General features: G+C 69.3%; 19 protein-coding genes. 12 read left to right on the top strand and 7 right to left on the bottom strand.

All coding sequences use genetic code 11. The features are described 5' to 3' along the window. Positions 1-8: 8 nt before the first annotated feature. From GXW76_RS11405 to GXW76_RS11395, 3 genes are all read left to right on the top strand, one after another. A complete protein-coding gene (locus GXW76_RS11405) occupies positions 9-494 on the top strand; it encodes a cupin domain-containing protein (protein WP_211862144.1) in 486 nt (161 codons plus the stop codon). Between the two features lie 113 nt (positions 495-607). Further along, on the top strand, positions 608-1,993 hold the full coding sequence (locus GXW76_RS11400; protein WP_246514125.1) for a flavin monoamine oxidase family protein: 1,386 nt from the start codon (positions 608-610) through the stop codon (positions 1,991-1,993). A gap of 96 nt (positions 1,994-2,089) precedes the next feature. Then, a complete protein-coding gene (locus tag GXW76_RS11395; RefSeq protein WP_211862142.1) occupies positions 2,090-2,728 on the top strand; it encodes a hypothetical protein in 639 nt (212 codons plus the stop codon). Positions 2,729-2,830: 102 nt separating this feature from the next. Here the strand turns inward: GXW76_RS11395 and GXW76_RS11390 are convergent, their stop codons facing one another. After that, on the bottom strand, positions 2,831-3,661 hold the full coding sequence (locus GXW76_RS11390) for an amidohydrolase family protein (RefSeq protein WP_211862141.1): 831 nt from the start codon (positions 3,659-3,661) through the stop codon (positions 2,831-2,833). A gap of 183 nt (positions 3,662-3,844) precedes the next feature. On the opposite strand from GXW76_RS11390, the gene GXW76_RS11385 reads away from it, so the two are divergent. Next, a complete protein-coding gene (locus tag GXW76_RS11385; protein ID WP_211862140.1) occupies positions 3,845-4,798 on the top strand; it encodes a Bug family tripartite tricarboxylate transporter substrate binding protein in 954 nt (317 codons plus the stop codon). Positions 4,799-5,556: 758 nt separating this feature from the next. Here the strand turns inward: GXW76_RS11385 and GXW76_RS11380 are convergent. Next, positions 5,557-5,961 carry a hypothetical protein gene (locus GXW76_RS11380; RefSeq protein WP_211862139.1) on the bottom strand — a complete coding sequence of 135 codons (405 nt, stop codon included), beginning with the start codon at positions 5,959-5,961 and terminating at the stop codon, positions 5,557-5,559. Positions 5,962-6,074: 113 nt separating this feature from the next. On the opposite strand from GXW76_RS11380, the gene GXW76_RS11375 reads away from it, so the two are divergent. The 7 genes from GXW76_RS11375 (at position 6,075) to GXW76_RS11345 (ending at position 12,635) form a co-directional block, all read left to right on the top strand. Continuing rightward, the gene (locus tag GXW76_RS11375; protein ID WP_211862138.1) at positions 6,075-6,296 is read left to right on the top strand and encodes a hypothetical protein; all 222 of its coding nucleotides are present in this window, start codon (positions 6,075-6,077) and stop codon (positions 6,294-6,296) included. 285 nt (positions 6,297-6,581) lie between these two features. Continuing rightward, positions 6,582-7,592, top strand: coding sequence for a tripartite tricarboxylate transporter substrate binding protein (locus tag GXW76_RS11370; RefSeq protein WP_211862137.1), 1,011 nt, complete (start codon positions 6,582-6,584; stop codon positions 7,590-7,592). Positions 7,593-7,631: 39 nt separating this feature from the next. Next, positions 7,632-8,255: a hypothetical protein gene (locus GXW76_RS11365; RefSeq protein ID WP_211862136.1), complete on the top strand. Its 624-nt coding sequence runs from the start codon at positions 7,632-7,634 to the stop codon at positions 8,253-8,255. A gap of 75 nt (positions 8,256-8,330) precedes the next feature. Next, positions 8,331-9,980, top strand: a complete 1,650-nt coding sequence (locus GXW76_RS11360) for a thiamine pyrophosphate-binding protein (protein ID WP_211862135.1) — start codon at positions 8,331-8,333, stop codon at positions 9,978-9,980. A 14-nt stretch (positions 9,981-9,994) separates the two neighbouring features. Then, positions 9,995-11,062, top strand: a complete 1,068-nt coding sequence (locus GXW76_RS11355) for a zinc-dependent alcohol dehydrogenase (RefSeq protein ID WP_211862134.1) — start codon at positions 9,995-9,997, stop codon at positions 11,060-11,062. After that, positions 11,059-11,820: an SDR family NAD(P)-dependent oxidoreductase gene (locus GXW76_RS11350; protein ID WP_211862133.1), complete on the top strand. Its 762-nt coding sequence runs from the start codon at positions 11,059-11,061 to the stop codon at positions 11,818-11,820. Before GXW76_RS11355 ends, GXW76_RS11350 begins: the two co-directional genes overlap by 4 nt. Further along, positions 11,817-12,635: a sugar phosphate isomerase/epimerase family protein gene (locus GXW76_RS11345; protein WP_211862132.1), complete on the top strand. Its 819-nt coding sequence runs from the start codon at positions 11,817-11,819 to the stop codon at positions 12,633-12,635. The genes GXW76_RS11350 and GXW76_RS11345 overlap by 4 nt, the downstream gene beginning before the upstream one ends. Here the strand turns inward: GXW76_RS11345 and GXW76_RS11340 are convergent. Next, entirely contained in the window at positions 12,624-13,394 is a 771-nt protein-coding gene (locus GXW76_RS11340) for an IclR family transcriptional regulator (protein ID WP_211862131.1), read from the bottom strand. The two genes, GXW76_RS11345 and GXW76_RS11340, sit on opposite strands and share 12 nt — an antisense overlap. Positions 13,395-13,693: 299 nt before the next feature. Between GXW76_RS11340 and GXW76_RS11335 the strand changes: the two genes are divergently transcribed. After that, the gene (locus tag GXW76_RS11335; RefSeq protein WP_211862130.1) at positions 13,694-14,686 is read left to right on the top strand and encodes a tripartite tricarboxylate transporter substrate binding protein; all 993 of its coding nucleotides are present in this window, start codon (positions 13,694-13,696) and stop codon (positions 14,684-14,686) included. Here GXW76_RS11335 and GXW76_RS11330 read toward each other — a convergent pair. The 4 genes from GXW76_RS11330 to GXW76_RS11315 all read right to left on the bottom strand — a co-directional run bounded on the left by GXW76_RS11330 (position 14,632) and on the right by GXW76_RS11315 (position 17,806). Further along, positions 14,632-15,021, bottom strand: a complete 390-nt coding sequence (locus GXW76_RS11330) for a glycoside hydrolase family protein (RefSeq protein ID WP_211862129.1) — start codon at positions 15,019-15,021, stop codon at positions 14,632-14,634. The two genes, GXW76_RS11335 and GXW76_RS11330, sit on opposite strands and share 55 nt — an antisense overlap. A gap of 277 nt (positions 15,022-15,298) precedes the next feature. Continuing rightward, positions 15,299-15,466 (bottom strand): hypothetical protein, encoded by a 168-nt coding sequence (locus GXW76_RS11325; protein WP_211862128.1) that lies wholly within the window; start codon positions 15,464-15,466, stop codon positions 15,299-15,301. Next, the gene (locus tag GXW76_RS11320) at positions 15,463-16,647 is read right to left on the bottom strand and encodes a glycosyltransferase (protein ID WP_211862127.1); all 1,185 of its coding nucleotides are present in this window, start codon (positions 16,645-16,647) and stop codon (positions 15,463-15,465) included. Before GXW76_RS11320 ends, GXW76_RS11325 begins: the two co-directional genes overlap by 4 nt. Beyond that, on the bottom strand, positions 16,637-17,806 hold the full coding sequence (locus tag GXW76_RS11315) for a glycosyltransferase family 4 protein (RefSeq protein ID WP_211862126.1): 1,170 nt from the start codon (positions 17,804-17,806) through the stop codon (positions 16,637-16,639). Before GXW76_RS11315 ends, GXW76_RS11320 begins: the two co-directional genes overlap by 11 nt.

Genomic DNA, 17,806 nt, shown 5'->3' with positions numbered 1-17,806 from the left:
AGGCGGCCATGCGGATCCGTGGACTCGTGCCGGCAGTGCTTCTGGCCGTGCCCCTGGCGGCTGGACCGGCCACCCCCCAGTCGCCGGAGGGCTTCGTACTCCGACGGCCAGGCGACATCCGCTTTTCGGGGCCGCCGACCGATCCCGCCCGCGGCGCGGTCTATGCCGCGGGCATTCCGCAGGTTGCGGTGCTCTACGGCAACCCGCGCGAGGCGGGGCTCTATGTCGTGCAGGTCCGCCTGCCACGGAATTACCGCAGCGAGGCGCACACCCATCCGGAGGAGGTGCGCACGGTGATCGTCCTGTCCGGCACGCTCTATTTCGGCTTCGGCGACGCCTGGGACGAGGCGCGGCTGCAGGCCTTCCCGCCCGGCACCTTCTTCAACGAGCCCCGGACCGCGCCGCACTTCGCGGGGACACGGGACGAGGAGGTGCTGATGATGGTGACCGGCATCGGGCCGACCGGCGTCATCCCCGCGGGGAGCAGCCGCTGAGGGGCCGCTCGGGACCGCGCCGGGCGGCGCCGTTCCGGGTGCGGCACCTTCCCTGATGCGGGCCGGCGCCGGTCCTCGCTAGGCTCGGCCCACCAATGCCGGGACCGAATCGCATGATCATGCCGCGCGGCCTTTCCCGCCGCTCCCTCCTGCGCCTGCTCGCCGCCGCCGCGACCGCGCCGGTGATGCCCGTTGCCGCCGGCACCCAGCCGGCCCGGGCGCTGAACGTGGTGGTCATAGGGGCGGGGCTGGCGGGGCTCGGGGCGGCGCGCGCGCTGGCCGATGCGGGGCACCGGGTGACGGTGCTGGAAGCCCGCGCGCGCACCGGCGGACGCCTGCACACCGTCACCTTCCGGGGCGTTCGGCTCGACATGGGCGGTGCCTGGATCCATGGGCCGGAGGGCAACCCACTGACGCCGCTCGCCGACCAGGCGGGCATCCGGCGCATGCCGACCTACGATGCGCGCTCGGTCATGGCGGATGCCGATGGGCGGCGGCTCACCGAAGCCGAGACGGGCGCGATCTTTGACACCGTTGGGCAGTTGATCGCCCATGAAAGTCCCTTCGCCTGGCGCGGTGCGCGGGACGTCTCGCTGGCCGAGGCGGTGACGCTGCTCGACCCCACCACCCGAGCGACACCCTATGAGCGGCGCGTGTCTGCCTGGCTCGCGTCCTACGTCGCCGGATATGCCGGGGGCGACGCGGCGGAGGTCTCGGCCCAGGGCTGGTTCGGCGGCGAGGGCGAGATCCCGGAGGAGAACCACCTCCTCGCCCAGGGCTACAACGCCGTCACGGACCTGCTGGCGCGCGGCCTCGACATCCGGCTGCGCCAGATGGTGCGGTCGGTGCGGCTGGCCGGGGACGGGGTGGTGGTGGCGACCGCCGAGGAGGCCCATTTCGCCGACCGGGTGGTGGTGACGCTGCCGCTCGGGGTGCTGAAGCGCGGCGATGTCGCCTTCGACCCGCCGCTGCCCGCCGCCCATCAGGGGGCCATCGCGCGCATCGGCAACGGGTTGCTGAACAAGATCGTGCTCGCCTTCCCGCGCGGCTTCTGGCCAGCCGAGACGCATTACCTGCGCAGCCTCTCGGACCAGCCGGACAATGCGGCGCCGGAGATCGTCTCCCTCCAGCCGCATCTGGGCGCGCCCGTGCTGGTGGCGCTGGTGGGCGGTTCCGCCGCGCGGCGGATCGAGATGCTGCCCGACGCGGCGCAGGCGGACCTGGTCATGGGCGCGCTGCGGCGGATGTTCGGCAATGGCATCCCGCGCCCGGTGGAAACCCGCGTCACCCGGTGGTCACGGGATGTCTTCGCGCGCGGGTCCTATTCCTTCCTGCCGGTGGGGGCCTCGCTGCAGGACCACGCCGCGCTGTCCCGGCCGATCGCCGGGCGGATCTTCTTCGCGGGAGAGGCCGCGACGACCGACGCTCCCTCCTACGCGCACGGGGCGCTGCTGGGGGGCAGGCGTGCGGCGGCGGAGGTGGCGGCGAGCGCGGGCTGAGCCGCCGGCCCGCGACAGGGGTTTGACCGTTCGTCGTTGCCGGGGAACAACCGCCGGTTATATGGTCCGCTTTCGCAATAATATGGGAACGTCGAGATGACGACGATCGCAGGTGTCCTGCCGGCCGACCCCGTCGCCGCGCAGCAATTCGTCGCGTTGCAGGCGAACGGCAATCTCGCCGACGATGTGCGCGACACCTGCATCGTGGCGCTGCAGGCCGTCGGACGGGCCGTCTGGGACAACCACCACGGCAATCTGGCCCTCGCGCAGGAGGGTCTCGGCAATTTCGGCTCCGCGGTGAACTGCTACACCAGCGTCGTGAAATGGGCGGTGATGTCGGGGGCGCTCTCGGCACCGCGCGCGAACCGCTTCTGCGCGGAACTGGACGCGGCCGGCGGCACGGCGAACGGGGTCAACGACCAGGCCATGCTCCTGATCCACAGCATGATGCCCTACAGCGGCTGGGCGCCGGGCGACAACGTGCCGCTCGGCGCCATGGTCTATCATGGGCGGCCGGGCAACCCGATCTCCCACGTCACCTTGCATGTCGGGAATGACCTGGTCGTGGGCTGCTGGGGTTCTGCCTATACGGAAGGCGGCGCCATCGCGACGCAGTTCCAGGCGCAGTTGGCGCGCGGTTGGTCGCCCGACACCATGATCACGCCGATCGACGCGTTCGGGCAGAACCTGCTCGGATACTCGCTCAACCCGTTCTGGCGGGACCTCCCGGTCTGATACGGGCGGCAGCGCATGCCCACTCGTGGCCAAGGGTCGCCGCGGTCCGTTTCCCCCTGGTCTCGCGCACGGCGGGCGTGAGACCCAGTTCGGCCGGACCGGTCAGAAGCCGTAAAGCCGCGCCGGATTGTCCACCAGGATGGCGCGGCGCGTCGCCTCTTCCGGGGCCCAGTCCCCGAGCAGGTCGAGCAGCGACGCCTCGTCCGGCTTCGGTTCCGGCGCGTTCGGGTGCGGCCAGTTCGACCCCCACACCACCCGCTCCGGCGCCTCCGCGATGATCGCGCGCGCGATCGCCGCGACATCCTCGTAGCCCGGCGGCCCGCTTCGCGAGACGCCGTAGGGCGAGGACGCCTTCACCCACACCCGCCCGGTCCCGAGCAATCCCAACAGCGCCCGCACCGCCGGCGCCTCCGGCGGCACGGGGTCGTGGAAGCGGCCGAGATGGTCGATCACCACCGGGCAGGGCAGCGCGCGGATCAATGCCGCGCGCTCCGCCATCTCCCCGCCGTCGAACTGCAGTTGCAGGTGCCAGCCGAGGGGCGCCACGCGGGCGGCCAGGGCGGGCAGCCCGTCCCAGCCCACCACCGCGCCCTTCAGCATGAAGGCGCGCGCGCCGCGAGCGCCGGCTTCGTGCAGGCGCGCAAGTTCCGCCTCGGGGGTTTCCGCCGTCACCGCCACCACCGCGCGCGCCGCCGCCGGCCCCAGCGCCGCGACGGCATCGAGGGTGCAGCGATTGTCGAGCCCATAGGCGGCGGGCTGGACCACCACCGTCCGCGTCAGGCCGAGCCGCGCCCGCACCGCGCGGTACGCGGCGAGGTCCGCGGCGAAGGGCACGGGCGACGGGTTGCTCGGCGCAACCGGGTAGTGCGAAGCGGGTCCGTAGATGTGCATGTGGCAGTCGGTGGCGCCGGGCGGCACGGGCAGTCGGGGCATCGGTTTCCTCCGCGAACAGACAACCGAAGCGCGACCGACCACCCGTGTCCATGCGCCCTCCGAGGGGCTCCGCCCCTCGGGCACCCCGGCAGGAAACTCGGTTTCCTGCACCTTCGGAGGTTTCCGGCGGTGCGCGTTCCACCCTAGGCTCACGGCAACGACATCGACCGGGAGGAACGCCAGATGATCACGCGCAGGACCATCATGACCGCGACGGCGGGGCTGGCCGTCGCCGGCAGGGCGGGGACCGCAAGGGCCTGGGAACCCTCCCGCCCCATCCAACTGATCGTCGGCTTCGCCCCGGGCGGCGGGGCGGACCTCGCGGCGCGCGCGGCGGCCGAGGCGGCCTCCCGCCTCTTCCCCACCCCGATCGTCGTCATCAACCGCCCGGGCGCGGGCGGGGCCATCGCGGCGCAGCAGGTGGCGGGCATGACGCCGGACGGGCTGAACCTGCTGGTCGGCGGCGGCAGCGAGAGCACTTCCCTGCCCGCCTTCCGCGACCTGCCCTACGACCCCAAGACGTCCTTCCGCGCCATCATCCGCCTGACGCGCCAGCCGATGCTGATCGTCGCCAAGCGCGGCGGCCGCTACGCCGACCTGCGCGCCGTGGTGGAGGCGGCGAAGCGCGCGCCGGGCACCATCCCGCACGCCTCCTCGGGCGTCGGGTCGATCTACCATGCGGTGTTCGTGCTGCTCTCCCAGGCCGCGGGGATCGAGTTGCTGAACATCCCCTTCACCGGCGGCGCGCCCTCGCTGCAGGCGCTGCTCGCCGGAACGGTGGAACTGGCCGTGCTGGCGCCGGAGGAGATGGCGGGCCTCGCCCAGGCCGGGGAGGTGCGGCCGCTCGCCGTCGCCTCGGCCGAGCGGCTGGCGAACTACCGCGACGTGCCGACGCTGCGCGAACTCGGCTGGGACGTGGTGGTCGAGAACATGAAGGGGCTCAACGCCCCGGCCGGACTGCCGGACGAGATCTACACCACCCTGCACGACCGCTTCCGGCGCGCGATGCAGGAATCGGCATGGAAAACCTTCCTGGACCGCACGGGGGCAATGGACGGGTATCTGGACGGGCCGGGATTCCAGGCGGCGATGGACGGGGTGCTGGACGCGCTGCGGGCGACGGTCAGGCGCGGGTAGCAGGCGGGGGAAGACGGAAACATCTCCCCCCGCACCGGTTCCCGTTGGCGTTGCGTGGCGATGCCAACGGATGCCCCTCTCCCCCCCCCTCTTTGACCGCGGGGGCCGGCGCAACTCGTTCGGCACCGGTGATCGGCGCCCCTCTCCCCCCTTCCGACCGCGGGGGCCGGCGAGGGGTAACCAAAGATGGGAGGGGGTTCGGGGCCTGGAGCCACTTATGCCGAACCTCCATTTCACTTCGATGGCGAAACTGAAGTGGATGGCAGGTTCAAATCGGGGACACGCAACCGACGATGCCAAGTCATCACCGTCCCTATATGAACCAGCGAGTCTCTCCGCTTCTTCTTATTGCCGGACCGTCGGTTCGAGTCCCACTCGCTCCGACACCTTACAAACCATTGATTCAGCACATCTTTTTGTCCTTCCGGCATCTCGCTGGAAGGCCCGCACCTGGCCGCCCATTGCCCCCGTGCGATAGGGCGGGCGCGTCTCTGGTAGTCCGGTCTTTGGCAGATGCTGCGCTGTCTCGGCGGCCTGTCTCTGCGCGCCAGTACGGCACTACGTTATTTGCGATGGGCTTGGACGGAATGCCCTGAGGCTCGCGTGTCAGGCAGTGCCTGATGATCGGTGCGCGCTGGGCACTCAGTGCGATGCGGGGTTGAGAACTGCCGCCTTCGGGATGCTGAGATGGGGCGAGCCGCCGGTGCTGCGTGGCGGGGACGATGCGCTTGGCGGCGCTGCTGGCAGCGCTGCCGTGCTCAACCAAAGCCGAGGCGGGCGCGCTGTTCGGTCCGGTCGATCGGCAGCCGGGTATCCTGCAGCAGCCGGTTGGCGGTCCGTTCGACCGGCTGCTGTCCCTCGAGGATCGCCGCCACGATGTCGGGCGCGAGACAAGCAAGGCGCGCCAGCCGGGTGACCCAGGATGGGGTGACGCCCTCCCGCGCGGCGAAGTCATCGGCGCTGACGCCATCATCCACGACCGGCCGATCGCGCAGCGCATGGGCAAGGTCCCCTTGCCGCGCGCCATTGACGGTGACGTCGAGCAGGCTGGTCGCTCCAGGTGCCAGTGACGGCAGATCCCACGACACCTCCGCCGCGAACTCCCGCTGCCCGACCGGCAGCGCTGGGGTGCCGCAGAGCAGCGACGGCGCGGCCTCCGGCATCCGCCCCGCCGACGAGGGAATGGACGAGGGCGAACTCCTTCGCCTGGCTGCACTCCACCACGAAGGCCAACCCCCGCTGCGCGGCGAGCAACAGCCCGCGGGAGGTCGGGGTGATGTCGTCCAACCCATTGAAGGACAGTCCGGCCAGCGTCGTGGCGCTGGTGGTCGAGGTGGCGACCACCGCCAGCCCCTCGACGCCGATCTCGGTGGCGCTGTGCCGGAACGCCCTGGCCCGGACATTCGGGACGGCTCCCAGCAGCCGCAGATGCCGCGAGGCTGGGGCGCGGTGGCGATTGATCACCGCATTGCCGCAGCGGGTGGCGGTCGCCGTGTAGTCGATGCCGACCTGGTAGGTGTTGGACCAGGCGACTTCGTACTCGCAGTCCTGCGCCGCGGCGGTGTGCCGGGCGACGATGGGTGAGCAGGCCTCCATGCGCAGGGCCCGGCCGATGATCGCTGAGCCGCTGGTCTCGTTGCCGCGCAGACGGACGGGCGTTTGCGAAGATTGATTCCCACATAGTGGGCGCCCGCGCAGATCGAGATTGGCGTACCTTCTGACGCCTCTCACCGTAGAGATACCGCACGACGTACTTGCGAAAATACTACGGGAGAAACGCCAAATGAAGGCAAACGGAGATGCAAGAGCCGCCACTACCGCGCGGCCGATACTAGGGCGACGCGGCATCCTGACCGCTGTTGCGCCGCTTTTGGCGGCGCCGTCCCTGGCCTTGGCAAACGAATATCCATCGAAGCCGATCACGATCGTCCTGCCATTCTCGCCAGGCGGCCTGAGCGATGTGGTCGCCCGCGCGATCGCCGAGGAGATGCGCAAGAAGCTCGGCGTCCCGGTCATCCTGGAGAACCGCACCGGCGGCAACACCATCCCCGCGGCGGTGGCGGTCACCCGTGCGGCGCCCGATGGCTACACGCTTGGCTGGTACGCCGGGAACACCTTCGTCAGCACGACCTACATCTTCCCCGACGCCCCTTACCAGGTGTCGGACTTCGCACCGGTAATCATGTTCTACCGCGGGCCCATGGTCCTCGCCGTCTCGAACCAGATCCCGGCCAACAACATCACCGAGTACGTCGCTCACATCAAACGGACCGGCCATCCCGCGATCATCGGGGCGACCAGCGTCGGTGGCACCGCCTACCTCATGGCCTCGGTCTTCGGCACCGAAGCAGGGATCACCATCGAGCCGGCTGGCTATCGGGGTGGACCGGACCTCGTCCTGGCGCTGCAGCAGAACTCCCTGCCGGCAGCGAGCGATATCGTGGACACCTTCCTGCAGGCCCATCGCGCCAGGCATCTGAAGCTGATCGGCATCGCCTCGGAGCGTCGCATCGACCTGCTCCCGGACGTCCAGACCTTCGCGGAGGCGGGCTACCCCAACGCGACCTCCTACTTCTGGCAGGGCGTGGCCGCCCCGAAAGGAACGCCGCCGGAGATCCTGAACCGCCTGCACGGAGCCTTTGCCGAGGCGATCGCGGCTCCGTCCGTGCGCGCCAGGCTGTCCGCCGATCTCGAGGTGCTCGCGCTCGGTCCGGCTGACTTCACGCGCTTCATCGCCGCCGAGCGAGCCAAGTGGATCCCGGTCATGGAGCGCCTGAACCTGCGGCGCAGCTGAGCGCCTCCCCAGCAAACCCGTCGGCAACCGGAGGAACGGATGAAGTTCGATATCACCAAGCGCATGCCCGAAGTCGACCGCCTGATCGCGACACTCGACAACCCGCGCCACATTGCGATCCTCGAGAATTATCGGCGTCACGCCATCCTCGAGGTCTGCGCGATGTGGGAAGGCATCGTCGCGCCTGACCTGATGGTCCCCCATCCCGTCTACCGCTTCCACATGCCCGAGGGTTTGCGGATCCTCGATGGCATGGAAGCCGTGGTGAACGAGTACAAGGGCTTCATCACCTCCGGCACGACGGTGATGTACCACCTCGACGAGCACGTCGCGGTCTCCGACCAGGGGCTGTTCACCGAATATGTGGTCGAGCGCTTCTGGCCCGGCCAGGTCCTCCGCAGCCTCGGCGACGACATCGACGATCCCGAAGCCATCTACGTCGTGCGCTTGACGCAGGCGATGTTCTGGCCGTTCGACGAACTCGCCAGGGTGGTCGAGGAACGCGTCTACAAGGGCTCCGACCGGACGATCAGGAAGTGCCCCGCGGACGAGGTCATCACCTACCAGGAGTGCCGCGAGAAGCTCCTGCCGGTGCTCCGCCCGGCGGCCACACCACAATCCGTCGCCGCCGCTCGGAAGCTGAAGCTCATCGCTGCCGAGTGAGATGAGGAAGGACCGGCCTGCTCCCGCGCGGAATGCGGGCCGGCCACAGGCAATCGATCAAGGGGAGTTCTGTTCGTGACCTTACTAGGCGCCCAAGCCTTCGTTGAATGCCTTCGAGAGGAGGGCGTCGAGTACATCTTCAGCGTCTCTGGTGGCCAAACCCTGTCCATCCTGGATGCGATCTATGACCAGCCGACCATGCGGCACGTCACCGCCCGCCACGAAGCGGCCGCCGCGGCCATGGCGGATGCCTATGCCCGGGTGAACGGAAAGCCAGCCGTCGTCATCGCAACAACAGGGCCGGGTGCGACGAACCTGCCAACGGCTGTCGGCAACGCCCATCGTGACTCAGTGCCGATGATCGTCGTGACGGTGAACAACAACCGCAAGGACATCGGCTACGACGAGCCGCAGGACGCCGACCACGTTCAGGTGATGCGGCAGTTCGTGAAGTCGACTCGCTTCGTCGGCGACCCTGACATGGTCACCATCGCGACCCGCGAGGCTTTCCGTGCTGCGACGACCGGCAACCCCGGCCCGGCCCACCTCGATTTCGCCCGCGACGCCATCGAGAAGGGAGAGATCACCTTCACTGCCCTCAACGGCGCGAGCAGCCGTCCGCTCCAGGCACCCATTGCCGCTGAAGCATCGATCGTCGCCGCGGCAGATCGGATCCGTGCGGCCAAGCGACCGGTCATCTGGGCTGGCCGGGGTGCCATCATCTCGGATGCAACCCAGGAACTTGTGGCTCTCGCCGATGCCGCGGGCATTCCTGTGTCCTCCACCTACAATGGCATCGGCGCTTTTCCGAGCAGCCACCCGATGTGGATCGGACCCCGTAGCCGGTGGGGTGGACGTCCGGGGAATGCGGCGTTGAGCGAAGCCGACCTGGTGATCGTCGTCGGCAACAGCCTGAACTCCATCTCCACGGCGCGGTGGTCCCTGAAGCTGCCGGACATCGTGCAGATCGACTGCGACCCCATGATGATCGGGCGCAGGTATCCGGTTGAGGTGCCGGTCCTCGGCGACGCCGCGGATGCCCTGTGCCGGATCACCAAACTCCTCGCTGGGGACAGTGGTGCCGAAGACCGGGCGCCTTGGGTCTCCACGATGAAGGGTCGCTACGCCGAATGGCGCAAGCAGATCCACAACCCGGCCTTCGCCGACACCGCGCCGGTTCACCCCCTGTGGGTGATGCGCCAGATCGAGGAGCGCTTCGGCCCGGACGACGTGATCTGCTACGACGCCGGCAACTGCGGGATCTGGGCCCAGGCCGTCCCGGTCGAGAAGCCTCGTCACTACATGAAGCCCGTCGGATTCGGCGCGATGGGCTTCGCTTTGCCCGCAAGCATCGGCGTCAAGGTCAGCCGCCCCGCAGCTCACTGCGTTGCGGTGGTCGGCGACGGCTCTCTCGGGATGTCGCTGTGCGAGCTCGAGACGGCTGTTCGTGAGAAGTCGCCGGTCATCGTCCTGGTCTTCAACGACTGCTCGCTCGGCAACATTCGGCAGCTCCAGCTCAAGCAGTACGGCCAACGGCATATCGGCGTGGACTACGGAGACATCCGTTTTGCCGATGCCGCACGCGCGTTCGGAGCAGATGGTGAGCGGGTGACCAGGGCCGCAGACCTGCCGGCCGCCATCGAGCGTGCCAAGACCTCGGACGTCCCCTACGTCGTCGACATCCTCATCGACCGGGGCATCAGCATCTGGGACGACCCGTTCTAAGGGTGAAGGGGAGCATGACCATGCAGAACGAAGGCACCATGCTGGCCCTGCGCAAGGCCGGCCCCAACCCGGGTCTCGAACTCTCCCGCGTGCCCATGCCGGCCGCCCCCGGAGAGGACGAGGTCATCATCGAGGTGGCCGCCGCCGGCGTATGCGGCAGCGACCTCCACATCGAGGAGTGGACGTCGGCCTATGAGTTCCTGACACCGCACCTGCCGTTGACCCTGGGCCACGAGTTCTCGGGCCGGGTCAGCGCCATCGGGCCGGGCGTCACGGGATGGAAGATCGGCGATGCCGTGGCGGTGAAGCCGTCCAAGGCCTGCGGCGGCTGCCCGGCCTGCAGGGACAGCCGGCCCGATGACTGCTCGCGCCGGGCCGCTCTCGGCATCCACAAGGATGGCGGGTTTGCGCCCTATGTCTGCGCCCCGGTCAGCCAACTCCTGCCCCTGCCGGACACCCTGGACCCGGTGCTGGGTGCCCTGGCAGAGCCACTCGCCGTCTCCGGGGCCGCCGTGGAAGCCGGCGGCGTTGGTCCTGGTGACCGCGTGCTGGTCCTGGGGCCGGGCACCATAGGGCAGGGGGCCGCCCTGCTGGCGAGGCGCGCCGGCGCCGCTGAGGTGGTCATCGTCGGCGTGAATGACGGCCCCAGGTTTGCCGCTCTCGCGGCCATGGGCTTCGACAAGCTGGTCGATCTGGCCGAGCCCGGCGGCAAGGAGCGCCTGGCCGAACTCGCGGGGGATGGCTTTGATATCGCGATTGAAGCCGCTGGCGCCGAGGCCGCGGTCAAGACGGCTCTGACCTCCCTTCGCCTCAAGGGTGTCATGGTGGCGGTGGGCATCCATCCCGAGCCTCCGAGGACCGACCTGACGATGGTCGCCCGACGCCAGCTTCAGATCCGCGGCTCGGCGCGCGGCAGGCACGAGGTCTGGGTTGATGTCGTCAATGCTCTCGCGACGGAGCCCGAATTGTTCAGCCATATGGTCACCCACCGCATGCCCCTCAACCAGGCCGCCGAAGCGATCGAGATCGGGCATCGGCGCGAGGCGTCCAAGATCCTGCTGCTCCCCGGAGCATCGGCGTGAGAGGGCTGTCGGGACGGCTTGCACTGGTCACGGGAGCAGCCAGGGGCATCGGCCTCGGGATCGCCACCCGTCTGTTCGAGGAGGGCGTCGAACTGATCCTGGTCGACGTGCTCGACGAGGTGAAGGCGACCGCCGAGGACTTCAATCAGCGCGGCGGTAAGGCCGAAGCGGTCAAGATGGACATCACCGACGAGGGGGCGGTCGCCTCGTTGATCTCTGATGTCGGTCGGCGCCACCAGCGACTGGACATTCTCGTCAATAACGCGGGCATCTCGATCAAGCGGAATGGCGAGAAGATCCCGCTCGAGGAGACGACCGCGGCGGATTGGACGCGGACGATGTCCGTGAACCTGACGGCGCCCTTCATCCTCTGCCGCGCCGTCCTGCCGATCATGCGGCGGGCGGGGTGGGGCCGCATCGTCAACATCAGCTCCCAGTCCGGACGGACCAGGCCTGAGTCGACGAACGGACCTTACGCGTCTTCCAAGGCCGGCCTGATCGGCTTCTCGCGCGTCCTTGCCCAGGAGGTCGCTGATGGCGGGATCACCGTGAACAGCATCGCACCGGGGATCATCGAGACGCCATTGCAGGCGATGTACGGGGCGCACGTCCAGCAGGCGATGCTCAGTCGCATCCCGATGAAGCGGAAGGGGACGCCGGCGGATATCGCCGCGGCTGTCGCGTTCCTCGCCTCCGATGACGCGAACTACATCACCGGGACGGTGATCGATGTGAACGGCGGGATGTTCATGACGTGAGTGCCCTGACGCTCAAGGACATCGCCCTGGGCTGGCTGACCGTCGCTGACGCTGGTCATGTCGGGCTGATCGAAGGCGCGGCGGAGTGCGGCTTCGGCTCGATCAGCCTGAAGCTGCTGCCGGCCGCCGGCGATCCGGTCCCCCCGGTGATCGGCGACCCGGTGATGATCCGGGATATCCGCCGGGCCTTGTCAGGCAGCGGCCTGCCCCTATTGGAGATGGGCGGCATCTGGTTGCGCCCGGACACCCGGATTGCGGATACGCTGGCTGGCCTCGATCTCGGCGCGGACCTCGGGGCTAAGTATGTCGTGGTCGTTGGGGGCGATCCGGATCGCAACCGCCTGCAGGACAATCTGTCGTCTCTGACCGAGGCGGCAGATGCCCGTGGTCTCGGGGTAGCCATCGAGTTCGTCGTCTACACGGAGATCAAGACTGTCGAGGACGCCCTGGCCATCGCCTTGGCGACCGGCCGACCGAATTGCGGCGTCCTCGTCGATGCGTTGCATCTCGATCGATCGGGTGGGACGCCGAAGAATCTCGAGGGCATCCCTGCCGATCGGGTCTTCGTTGGCCAGCTCTGTGATGCTCCCGCATCGAAGCCCCCGACGATGGATGCCCTTCGCTATGAAGGCAGGAGCCAGCGGTTCAGCCCGGGAGGCGGCGACCTCCCTCTGCGCGACCTCCTTGCGAAGCTGCCTGCCGGCGTGCCCCTGGAGATCGAGGTCCCTCGCGCGGACCTGGCGCACTTGCCTCCGCGTCAGAGGCTCCGGGTCATAGCCGAAGAGACGTCGGCGTTCCTCGCTTCAGGTCTCTGACTCTGCGTCGGCGGGTGGCCTGGACTGGAAGGCCATCGCGAGCTCGCGCTTGATGACCTTGGCCCAGGCTGCATGCCGCCGATCGTCCGGCGGCCCGGCAAAGCCACCGACGCTGATGGCCGCTTGGATTCCCGCCCCGACCTGGAAGGCAACGCCGACGGCGCTGCCGGCCGGATTGAGATCGCTGAGCACGGAGTAGCCGCGCTCCCTCGTACTGCGGACCACGCGCATGAGTTGGGCTGGGGAGATCTTGGACTTCCGAAGGTCGGCCTGGCGCGACTTGATGTACGCCGCGGTATCGGCGTCGGTTCGTTCCGCCAGCATGGCAAGGCCGGCGCCCGAGCCCGAGAGCAGGATGCGCTGGCCGACATGCGTCCACAGCGGCTTGAAGAAGTCGGGGGATGGATCCTCGCGCTGGACGCAGTAGCAGTAGTCGCCCTCCCTGATCGTAAGGAAGGTGGCTTCACGGCATTCGAGGGCGATCCGCTTGAGCACGGGTTGGAGGTGCTTCACGTAGGAGACGTCCTCCAGGGAGCGGAGACCCAGGGCGAGCAGTTCGACGCCGAGGTGGTAGGAGCGACGGTCGGCCGAGCGAAAGAGGAATGACTCCTCGGTCAGGCTGGTCAGCAGCCGATGAACGGTCGTCCGTTCCATGCCCGACAAAGAGATCAGGTCCGACAGGGTGAGGTGTCGTCCCGGATTGTCACCGATGATCCTGAGCAGGGACAACGCCCGGCGAAGTGCCTGGGCACCTGCCATACGGCCGCGGTCAGCGGGTTGGCTTGGCTCGGGAGCCGGCGCCTCGTTCGATCGGCGACGGCTCTTTGTCTCAGCTGGCGTTCTCGCAGGTCGACGAGCGGCTCTCGACGAGGCTTCCATCAGCACTTCCCCCGACGGGATGGTCGGCTCGGACAGTGAGCCGCCTCGGACTTGTTCAGGGCAGTATGTGCGCTGTTCCACGATGTGGGAACATTGGCGGTGCGCGCTTGTTCGCTCAGGACCCCAGGGGCAGCCTTGACTTGTCCGCACTTGACCGGGCGCGTGAAGAAGGAAACGTCATGCAAATCAACCGAACCCCGGGATCTCCCGCCACAGGGCGTCGAAGCCTTCTGCTCGGATCGCTGGGCGTTCTGGCCACGCCGGCGATCGCTCAGGTCGCAGCCTTTCCGAACCGTCCGATCCGAATGGTCCTGCCCTTCCCCGCGGGCGGGTCATCGGATGCCCATATCCGGCAGATGTCGGCGATCGTCTCGAGGGATCTCGGACAGCCCGTGGTCGTCGAAAACCGGACCGGCGCGCGAGGCTCGCTCGGTGCTGCGCTGATCAAGGGGACGCCGGAGCCGGACGCGCACACCGTCTCCCTGATGCACTTTTCAATCCTCAGGCACGCCCACATCACGCAGCCGCGGCCGTGGGATCCGATGGCCGACTTCACCTATATCTGCAACTTCGTCAGCTACACGTACGGGATCGCCGTTCGTGCCGATCGTCCGTGGCGCACCCTCCAGGATTTCATCGCCTATGCGAAGGCGAACCCGGGCAAGGTCTCCTATGGGACGTCGGCGGTGGCAGGCACCAGCCACATCATGATGGAGGACCTATCCTCCCGTGAGGGGCTGGAGATGATCCACGTACCCTTCCGCGGCGCAGTCGAGCCAACGCTCGCGGTGATCTCCGGACAGCTCGACGCGGTCGCTGATTCGACGGCGTGGGGGCCGAATGTCGAGAGTGGGCAGATGCGCGCCTTGGCCCTCGCGACCGAGGCCCGCGTCGAACGCTACAGTCAGGTGCCTACGATGAAGGAACTCGGCTTCCCGATCGTGGCCCACTCTCCGTATGGCCTCTTCGCCAAGGCAGGCATCCCGCCGGAGCATCTCGACGTCCTCGTCCGCGCCTATCGCAAGGCGTTCGAATCCGAGGCGAGCCGAGACATCTGCCGCCGCTTCGACCTCAACGCGGAATACCTGGGGCCGACCGAGTATCGAGCCATGATCGATCAACGGAACACGTACGAGGTCGAGCTGATCCGGCGCTTCAACATCACCGCCTGATTGAGAGATCGCTGGTCCGCCCGTGGTGCCTGGCACACCGGGCGGGCGACTTCTCGACTGCGCGAAGCTGCGGCGGCACAGGGGCGGGTGGCCGTGTAGTACATGCGCAGCACGCCGTCATGGCCGACCAGGACGTTCGCGGTCTCGAGCCCCGGCGCGTCCCAGGCGTCCGACGGGGCCGCGAGCACCAGGTCCATCGCGCGGTCGGCACCCGCCGGATTGCGCCAGACGTTCCAGACGCGCCCGTCGGCGCTCTCGGCGCGCGCGATGCCGGTGCGCTGGCGGCTGTCGGCATTGGTGAAGAACAGCTCGTAGCGCCCGTTGCGGTGCAGCACGGACGGATCGGCGGCGATCTGCAGCGGGCTGAGATGCGTGCCGGCAGCGGTGCGTGCGGGCGGTTAGAGCAGATCCCGATCAGCTGGAATCACCTGATCGGGTGAAGATGCTCGCAAGAACAAAGACCTAGAGCGGTGTTCGTGAGCCGAGGCGAACGGAAACCGCTCTAGACGCGCGTGAAGGGGCCGGGGAAGCGGCAGCGTGGCGCGGCCGAGGCCGGCGGCGGCAGAGCGAGCACGAGGGCGCAGAGCGCAGAGCGCAGGCGGCATGGACGGATCATGGCGGTCCTCCGGTCGCACGCGCCGCCACCACCGGCTCTCGTGCGCGGGTCATGCCGGCCCGCTGCCCCGCCAGCGCCGCAGCCAAGGAGGCGACGCAGCCGGGCAGCATCGCCTCGTGCCCGTGGCTGACGATCACCACCGAGAGGTCGGGCGCGTCGCTCATGCGCGGCTTCGCCCAAGCGCATGGTCGAACAGGGCGCGCGCGTCGGCGGCATGCTCCTCGCGCGAATACCGCGCCTCGACGCGCGCACGCCCGCCCACGGCCAGGCGCGCGCGCAGGGCCGGGTCGCGCAGCACCGACAGCATGGCCCCGGCGAGTGCGGCGGCATCGCCGGGCGTGGTCAGCAGCCCGCTCACGCCGTCCTCGACGATCTCCATGGGGCCGCCGGAACGCGCGGCGATCACCGGGCATCCCATCGCCATCGCCTCGATGATCACCATGCCGAAGGGCTCGGGCGCGATCGCGGTGTGGCAGAACACGTCGAAGGCGGCCATGAGCGCGGGAATGTCGTCGAGCCGGTAGCGCCAGCCCAGGAAGCGGATGCGATCGCCAAGGCCGAGCGCGGCGGCGCGCGCCACCATGCGGTCCCGGTACGCCTCCATGCCGCCCGGCGCATCGCCGGAGACGAGGAAGACGGCGTCGGGCACCGCGCGCGCCACCTGCGCCGCCGCCTCCAGGAAGACGTCGAGGCCCTTCCATGGGTCGAGCCGCGCGACGAAGCCCACCACCGGCGCGTCCGGCGCGATGCCGAGCTCGGCGCGGACATCGCGCGCGACCGCACTGCGCGACCAGCGCCGCAGGTCGACCCCCTCGCCGATATGCCGGATGCGCGGATCGTTCGCGCGCGCGCCAAACAGCGCGTCCGACACGGCGTGCGACATGCACGCCACCACGCGCGACAGCCGCAGCACCATCCGCCCGAGCGCGGGCCGCAGCACCGGGATCGCCGCCGGGATCTCGCGCACGTGCCACAGATGCGCCCGCCCCGCGAGCCGCGCGGCGAAGCCGCCATACAGGCAGTACAGCGAATTGGTGTACACGAGGTCGGCGCGCTCGGCGCGGATCAGCGCCGCGAGGTCGCGCACCGTCGGCCACAGCCGCGCGGCGTAGCGCGCCTGGTATGACACCGAGGGCAGCGTGCGCAGTTGCACCATCGGCAGCACATGCACCCGCGCCCCGGCATCCTGCAGCAGCGGCGTGATCGGCCCCTGCCCCGGCACGACCGCCGCGATGTCGTAGTCCCGGGTGCCCAGCGCCTCAATCAGGCGTACCAGCGCGATGTCGGACCCGCCGATCTCGTTGTTCGGGTGGACGCAGATCAGGCGCGGGCGCTCAGCGGCCACGCGCGGCCTGCTCGGCGGCGAGGGTGGCGCAGAATCCCTCGAGCTGCCGCAGCATCGCGGCGGGCGAGAACTTCTCCACCAGCGTGCGGCGGCCCTCGGCGCCAAGGCGCGCGCGAAGCCCGGCATCTCGCGCCAGCCGCTCGACCGCGGCCTCGAGCGCCGGCGCCGAGCTGACCTCGACCAGCAGGCCGTTCTCGCCGTCGCGGATCGCCAGCGGCAGGTCCCCCGCGCGGGAGGCGATCACCGGGCACGAGACGCTCATCGCCTCCATCACCGTGAGCGGCAGGCTGTCCTTGAGCGAGGGGACGCACATCATGTCCATCGCGCAGAGCCAGGGCAGGATATCCGGCACGAGGCCAGCGAAGTGGACATGCTCCGCGACGCCAAGGCGCGCGGCAAGAGCGCGGTACTCCGCCTCCGCCGGGCCGACGCCGACCAGCAGCACGGTGATGTCGAACCCGCGCTTGCGCAGCCCGGCAAGGGCCTCGATGAGCAGCGCCTGGCCCTTGCCCGGGTGCAGGCGGCCCAGCACGCCCGCGATCAGCCCGCCGCCGGGCGCAACCCGGGCGCGGATGGCGGCCGCCGCCTCGGCATGCGGTGCGCGCTCGGAGACGGGAATGCCGTTCGTGACGATGTCGATGCGTCGGGCGCCGGCGATGCGCACCTCCTCGGCCATCGCGGTGGAGCCGACCAGCACCAGGTCCGCGGCGGGGATCAGGCGGCGGTCGATCTCCTCGTAGATGCGGTGGATGCCGGAATGGGTGTGGCGCAGCCAGCCATGCACATGCGCGATCCACGGGACGCGCCGCACGCGCGTGACCATCCAGGCGATCAGGTCCGAGCGCATGTCGTTGGTGTGCAGCACCGCGCCGGGCCGTTCCGCGATCAGCGCCGCGATGCGCCGCGCGACGACCGGCGCGCGGGCGATGCCGCGCCAGTCGATGCGTTCGGTGGGCAGCCGCGTCGCCAGGTCCGCCAGGATGGGCGGCAGCGTCTCGTGCGGGCGGGCCAGCAGCGCGAGCAGCGGGGGGAAGTTCTGCCGGTCGAGGTTGCCGGCGATGGTCTGCAGCACCGTCTCGGGACCGCCGGCGCTGTCATAGGCGCCCTTGACCATGACCAGCGGGATCGGCGTCCGGGCGGGAAGCGGAGCGCGGTCCAT

It is taken from the genome of Neoroseomonas soli, from assembly GCF_018129065.1.
In the GTDB taxonomy this organism is placed as follows: domain Bacteria; phylum Pseudomonadota; class Alphaproteobacteria; order Acetobacterales; family Acetobacteraceae; genus Neoroseomonas; species Neoroseomonas soli.
Note: the sequence above shows the minus strand (reverse complement) of the source record. Positions and strands in the feature narration are given on the sequence as shown.